The sequence below is a fragment of the Yeosuana sp. genome (genome assembly GCF_057126245.1).
Genome location: NZ_DBNGMQ010000083.1, coordinates 1 through 6,348, shown reverse-complemented (window position 1 = coordinate 6,348; position 6,348 = coordinate 1). Strand labels below are relative to the sequence as shown.

Genomic DNA, 6,348 nt, shown 5'->3' with positions numbered 1-6,348 from the left:
CTATTTATTTTCTTTAGTGCATATCATTTTGGTGAACAGCATTGGGAGAGTAAATTATTAAATAGTTCGAAAAAACTTAAAGATCTTTATTACTTTGTATATGGTTTATTATTACTTCAGTTATTATTTGTTTTAAATTCTGATGATGTTATTGAAGTAGTTTTCTCAATCACAAACCAAACCATATACAAAGATTTAATTATTTATTCTTTCGTCTTTAATTGCATTATTTTCGCTTCTCTAACCGTATTCTTTTATCTAAAATTTACTTTTTTCAAAACAATTATAATTAAGGAATTATTTCTGTTATTAATCTTTACTATTATATTCAAAGTTTCAACCTTAATTTGGGGTTTTACAATCTACTTCATCTTCTGGCATAGCATTCCATCACTTTTAGAACAAGTAACTTTTATATATGGAACTTTTACTAAGAAAAATGTAAAAAGGTATTGTCTAAAGGCCATTCCGTATTGGTTCTTATCGTTAATGGGAATATCAATTGTATATTGTATTTTTAAAGAAGAAAAGATATTTTATGCTATTTTCTTTTCTTTTATAGCAGCTGTTACTTTTCCTCACACTTTGGTAATTAATAAAATGTTTTTAAACAAAAAAACGCAACCAAATTAATGATTGCGTTTTCTTAGCTTTTAGCCTCAGTCTTTCAACTTCTTGCTTTTTATTCAAACTCATAAAAGTCTATACTTCGACTTCGCTTAGCACAAGCTACTTGACCTCTTCGAAGTCTACGTCTTCCACATCACTTCCTTCCGCTTCACCATTTTGGCTAGCATCTGGTCCTGGTTTTGCATCTCCTCCGCCCTGTTGGGCTTCAGCCGCTTGAGCTTTGTATATCTCCTCACTTGCTACTTTCCAAATTTCATTCAGATTATCAAGTGCTGGTTTAATAAGCGCTAAATCTTTAGTTTCAAATTGTTTTTTCAACTCTTCTAAAGCACCTTCAATCTTAGTTTTGTTATCAGCAGATAATTTATCACCTGACTCTTCTAATAATTTTTCCGTTTGGAAAATCATAGAATCTGCCTCATTTAATTTCTGAGCGTTTTCTACCGCTGCTTTATCCGCTTCAGCATTTGCTTCTGCATCTGCTTTCATCTTTTGAATTTCTTCTTCAGTCAATCCTGATGACGCTTCAATTCTGATATCTTGTTTCTTACCTGTAGCCTTATCTTCAGCTGATACTTTAATGATACCATTGGCATCAATGTCGAATGTTACTTCAATTTGCGGTGTACCACGTCGTGCTGGTGGAATACCATCTAAGTGAAAACGTCCAATCGTTTTGTTATCAGCCGCCATAGCGCGTTCACCTTGTAATACGTGAATTTCTACTGAAGGCTGATTATCTGCTGCCGTTGAAAACACTTGTGATTTCTTAGTAGGAATCGTAGTATTGGCTTCAATGAGCTTCGTCATCACATTACCCATCGTTTCAATACCAAGAGATAAAGGCGTTACATCTAAAAGTAATACATCCTTAACATCTCCTGTTAAAACACCTCCTTGGATACCAGCTCCTAAAGAAACAACTTCATCAGGGTTTACACCTTTACTTGGTGCTTTTCCAAAGAATTTTTCAACTGCTGCTTGAACCACAGGAATACGTGTAGAACCACCAACTAATATCACTTCATCAATATCACTTTTACTTAATCCTGCTGCTTTTAAAGCAGAGGCACATGGCTCAATAGTACGTTTTACTAAATCTTCAATTAATTGCTCGAATTTAGAACGCGTTAAAGTGCGCACTAAGTGTTTTGGTCCACTTGCAGTAGCTGTTATATATGGTAAATTAATTTCTGTTTGTGCAGAAGATGATAATTCAATCTTAGCTTTTTCAGCGGCTTCTTTTAAACGTTGCAAAGACATTGGGTCTTTCCGCAAATCCATACTTTCTTCGGCTTGAAACTCATCAGCTAACCAATTAATGATTTTTTCATCAACATCATCACCACCTAAGTGAGTGTCTCCATCAGTCGATAATACTTCAAATACGCCATCTCCTAATTCAAGGATGGATACATCATGTGTTCCTCCGCCAAAGTCAAAAACCACTATTTTTTGATCTTTTCCTTTTTTATCCAAACCATAAGCTAAAGCTGCAGCTGTAGGCTCATTTATAATACGTTCTACTTTTAAGCCAGCAATTTCACCAGCTTCTTTAGTCGCTTGACGCTGACTATCGTTAAAATATGCAGGTACTGTAATTACAGCACGCGTTACATCAGTTCCTAAATAATCTTCGGCAGTCTTCTTCATTTTTTGAAGAATCATAGCCGATAATTCTTGAGGCGTATATAAACGACCATCAATATCAACTCTAGGTGTATCATTATCTCCTTTAACTACTTTATAAGGTACACGACCTGCTTCCTTTTTAGATTCAGAAAATTTATTACCCATAAAACGTTTGATAGAAGAAACCGTTTTTGTTGGGTTTGTCACAGCTTGACGTTTTGCTGGATCACCAACTTTTATTTCGCCTCCTTCTACAAAAGCGATTACAGATGGTGTGGTACGTTTACCCTCTGCATTTGGGATAACAACAGGTTCATTACCTTCCATTACAGAAACGCAAGAGTTGGTTGTTCCTAAATCTATTCCAATAATTTTACTCATAATTTATGTTTTATTGTGTTGAATGTTCTTTTTTAAATTCAATGTGTTAAAGTCAATGATTATGCCAACAAAGAAATACTGACAAGCTGTCATTTTAATTTAAAATTATTCACTTTTTCTGTGTCATCTCAAATCGATTTGTAACTTTATGAAAAATATATAAACATGAAAACATATTTATCCCTTTTATTTATTTCTACCTTACTATTCGTGTCTTGCGAAGGCGAACGAGGACCTGCCGGATTAGATGGCTTAGATGGTGGGCTCATGGTATCGAACGCATTTGAAATTGAAGTAGACTTTAACCAAGCTAATAATTATGAAATTATTGAACCCTATGGATTTGAAGTCTTTCAATATGATATTACTTTAGTTTATATTTTATGGGATACTTCAAACGGACAAGACATTTGGCGTTTAGTACCACAAAACATAGAATTTCCTGACGGAATTCTAACATATAATTTTGATTTTACCCAAGATGATGTAAGACTGTTTTTGGATGGCACTACAAATTTTAGCGTGTTAGATCCAGTATGGACTGAAAATCAAATTTTTAGAGTAGTTGTTGTTCCTGCTGATAATATTTTTGGTTTGGATGTCTCGAATATAAATTCTGTTATGAAAGCAAATGGTATAGAAAGTTTTAAGAAGAAATTTTAAGCTTAAAAAATAATAAGGTAATCACGAAAAAGTCTGGAATAAAATTCCAGACTTTTTATTTTAAATATTTATTATAATTCTTATTAACTTCTTTTACAAAATGTATATTTGAGATAAATCTAAATCATTTTCTTAAGTGGAGTGTATTTCTGTTTTCGACATGCTTAAAATAGGTATTGGTCCTTCAAGCTCACATACTTTAGGGCCTTGGCGTGCTGCAGAACGATGGATAAAAGAATTAAAAACAGGAAAGGTTTTTGACGATGTTGAGAGCATACAAGTAGATTTATATGGGTCATTATCCTTAACAGGAAAAGGTCATGCTACAGATTTAGCCATCTTACTGGGTTTAAGTGGTGTTGACCCCGAAGTAGTTCCTGTAGAATCAATTTATGAGATCATTAACACCATTAAACATAGTAAGACTATTATTTTTAATAATGAAAAAGTAATTGAATTTGATTCTCAGAAAAAGATTGTTTTCAATAAAAAGTTTTTGCCTTTTCATGCAAATGGTCTTGTATTTACTGCTACCATAAATGGCAAAAACAAAAAATCGACCTTCTACTCTATTGGTGGTGGATTTGTTGTAAAGGAAGAACGGAAAAATTCAAAACGAAATAAAGAGATTTTTAATAATACTTTTCCGTATCCTGTAAGATTAGGAACTGAGCTTTTAAAATATTGCAAAGACCACAATATGTCTATTTCAGATATTGTTCTTGAAAATGAAAAATCAATTCGCTCTCTTGAAACTATTGATTTAGAGTTTCATCGTATATGGAACACCATGCTTGAATGTATGTATATCGGTTGTCATACAGAAGGAAATCTTCCTGGTGGTTTAAATGTAAGAAGACGTGCCCATGACATTCATAAAAATTTAATTAGTGATTTACCATATGGTAATCCTCGAGAATGGTTAGAGGGCATTAGAAACACAGAAGTTAAATTCAGGCAAATATTAAAATGGGTAACTTGTTTTGCCCTTAGCGTTAATGAAGTCAATGCCGCTTTAGGGCGCGTTGTTACCGCGCCTACTAATGGAAGTGCAGGGGTTATTCCTGCTGTTCTTATGTATTATATGGTCATTGAAAATCACAATGCAAATTTTGAGCATATTAAGAAATTCTTGTTAGTAGCGGGTGAGATAGGCAGCATTTTTAAAAAAGGTGCTACTATATCAGCAGCCATGGGTGGTTGTCAAGCAGAAATTGGTGTATCTTCAGCCATGGCTTCTGGTGCTTTAACCGAATTACTTGGCGGTACACCAGAACAGGTATTAATGGCTGCTGAAATTGCTATGGAACACCATTTAGGCTTAACCTGTGATCCTATTGGAGGATTAGTTCAGGTACCTTGTATTGAACGTAATTCTATGGGTGCCATAAAAGCGATTCATGCCGCTGAATTGGCACTAGAAACAAATCCGGAAAATGTTAAAGTACCTTTAGATAAAGTGGTTGCAACCATGTGGGAAACTGCAAAAGACATGAATTCCAAATATAAAGAAACATCAGAAGGTGGTTTAGCAGTAGGCGTCAATTTGTCGGATTGTTAATTAAGTATTATTATTTATTACAACCTTCTCGTCTTCTGGTATCTATTAAATAAATAATCTTCCATTGACCATTATCATTAAACAGCTGAAAGCTATTAACCCCACAATGGCTAAAGGCATCATTAAACCAAAACTCATAAGGTGTCCATACATTTGCCATGATACCGTCTATTTGAATGCTATAACCTAACAAACGCTCATCCCACTTTTGATCGCTTGTCCGATTAGCAATGGCATTCAAAAGTTTTTTAGGTTCGTCGGTTACTAAAATATTTTCTCCTTCCTTATTAGTAAACGTAGTTTGTAACACTATTTTGTCAATCATTACAGATTTCATTAGTATGGTATCTCCTTTGTGAAACCCTTCAAAAAAGGTATCAACAGCCGCTTTTACTTTAACCTTTTCATCTTGTTGTGCATACACAGTTGATGTCAATACAATGCATAAACAACAAATAAATCTAGTCATGGATTTTATTTTTGAAACTAAATATAAATCATCTATTACTACTTTAAATAGTATTGAAGAAAAGTTTAACATAATTTCTAGCTTCATATTATTTAGTACTTTTACAATCTTATAACGAACAAACTATGTCTGTAGCAAAAAAAGAATACAAACGAATCACGGTAAAAACATTGGTTGATATGAAAGCCAATGCTGAAAAAATATCGATGCTAACTGCCTATGACTATTCCATGGCGAAAATTGTTGATGGCGCAGGCATAGACGTTATACTTGTTGGTGATTCTGCAAGTAATGTGATGGCGGGCCATGAAACCACCTTACCAATTACACTAGACCAAATGATATATCATGCATCTTCTGTTGTTAGGGCTGTAGACCGTGCTCTGGTTGTTGTTGATTTACCTTTTGGGAGTTACCAAAGTGATTCTAAGGAGGCACTTCGCTCTGCGATAAGAATCATGAAAGAAAGTAGAGCACATTCTGTTAAAATGGAAGGTGGAAAAGAAATTAAAGAATCTATAAAGCGTATTCTAAATGCTGGAATTCCTGTGATGGGACATTTAGGCTTGACTCCACAATCTATCTATAAATTTGGAACCTATACCGTTCGAGCAAAGGAAGAGCAAGAAGCAAAAGACTTAATAAATGATGCAAAAATGTTGGAGCGTATTGGTTGTTTCGCAATTGTACTTGAAAAAATTCCAGCCAAGTTAGCTAAAGAAGTAGCTGAAAGTGTTAGCATTCCTATTATTGGTATTGGTGCTGGTAATGGTGTTGATGGACAAGTATTAGTACTTCATGATATGTTAGGAATGACACATGAATTTAACCCCCGCTTTTTAAGACGTTATATGAATTTATATGAAGAAATGACCGATGCTATTTCTCAATACGTCACCGATGTAAAAAGCAAGGACTTTCCTAGTGATAAAGAGCAATATTAAATCATACTACTTAGATATGTTAGACCGCTTAGAATAGTTAAAGTTTTAGATTTATGCATAAATTTAAA

6 protein-coding genes are annotated in these 6,348 nt (G+C 33.9%); 4 read left to right on the top strand and 2 right to left on the bottom strand.

What is annotated here, in order from left to right; all coding sequences use genetic code 11:
- Positions 1-633 (top strand): Brp/Blh family beta-carotene 15,15'-dioxygenase (locus AC15TD_RS11455; protein WP_484452285.1); only part of this gene is annotated, 633 nt, incomplete at its 5' end.
- Positions 634-729: 96 nt separating this feature from the next.
- On the opposite strand, the gene dnaK is transcribed toward AC15TD_RS11455, so the two are convergent.
- A complete protein-coding gene (gene dnaK / locus AC15TD_RS11450) occupies positions 730-2,643 on the bottom strand; it encodes a molecular chaperone DnaK (protein ID WP_484452284.1) in 1,914 nt (637 codons plus the stop codon).
- A 165-nt stretch (positions 2,644-2,808) separates the two neighbouring features.
- Here dnaK and AC15TD_RS11445 point away from each other — a divergent pair, with 165 nt between their 5' ends.
- Together AC15TD_RS11445 and AC15TD_RS11440 are read left to right on the top strand one after the other, a co-directional pair.
- Positions 2,809-3,306: a hypothetical protein gene (locus AC15TD_RS11445; protein ID WP_484452283.1), complete on the top strand. Its 498-nt coding sequence runs from the start codon at positions 2,809-2,811 to the stop codon at positions 3,304-3,306.
- A gap of 136 nt (positions 3,307-3,442) precedes the next feature.
- A complete protein-coding gene (locus AC15TD_RS11440; protein ID WP_484452282.1) occupies positions 3,443-4,867 on the top strand; it encodes an L-serine ammonia-lyase in 1,425 nt (474 codons plus the stop codon).
- A gap of 10 nt (positions 4,868-4,877) precedes the next feature.
- On the opposite strand, the gene AC15TD_RS11435 is transcribed toward AC15TD_RS11440, so the two are convergent.
- A complete protein-coding gene (locus AC15TD_RS11435) occupies positions 4,878-5,336 on the bottom strand; it encodes a nuclear transport factor 2 family protein (protein WP_484452281.1) in 459 nt (152 codons plus the stop codon).
- 125 nt (positions 5,337-5,461) lie between these two features.
- Here AC15TD_RS11435 and panB point away from each other — a divergent pair, with 125 nt between their 5' ends.
- Positions 5,462-6,280, top strand: coding sequence for a 3-methyl-2-oxobutanoate hydroxymethyltransferase (gene panB / locus AC15TD_RS11430; protein WP_484452280.1), 819 nt, complete (start codon positions 5,462-5,464; stop codon positions 6,278-6,280).
- The last annotated feature ends 68 nt before the right edge of the window (positions 6,281-6,348 follow it).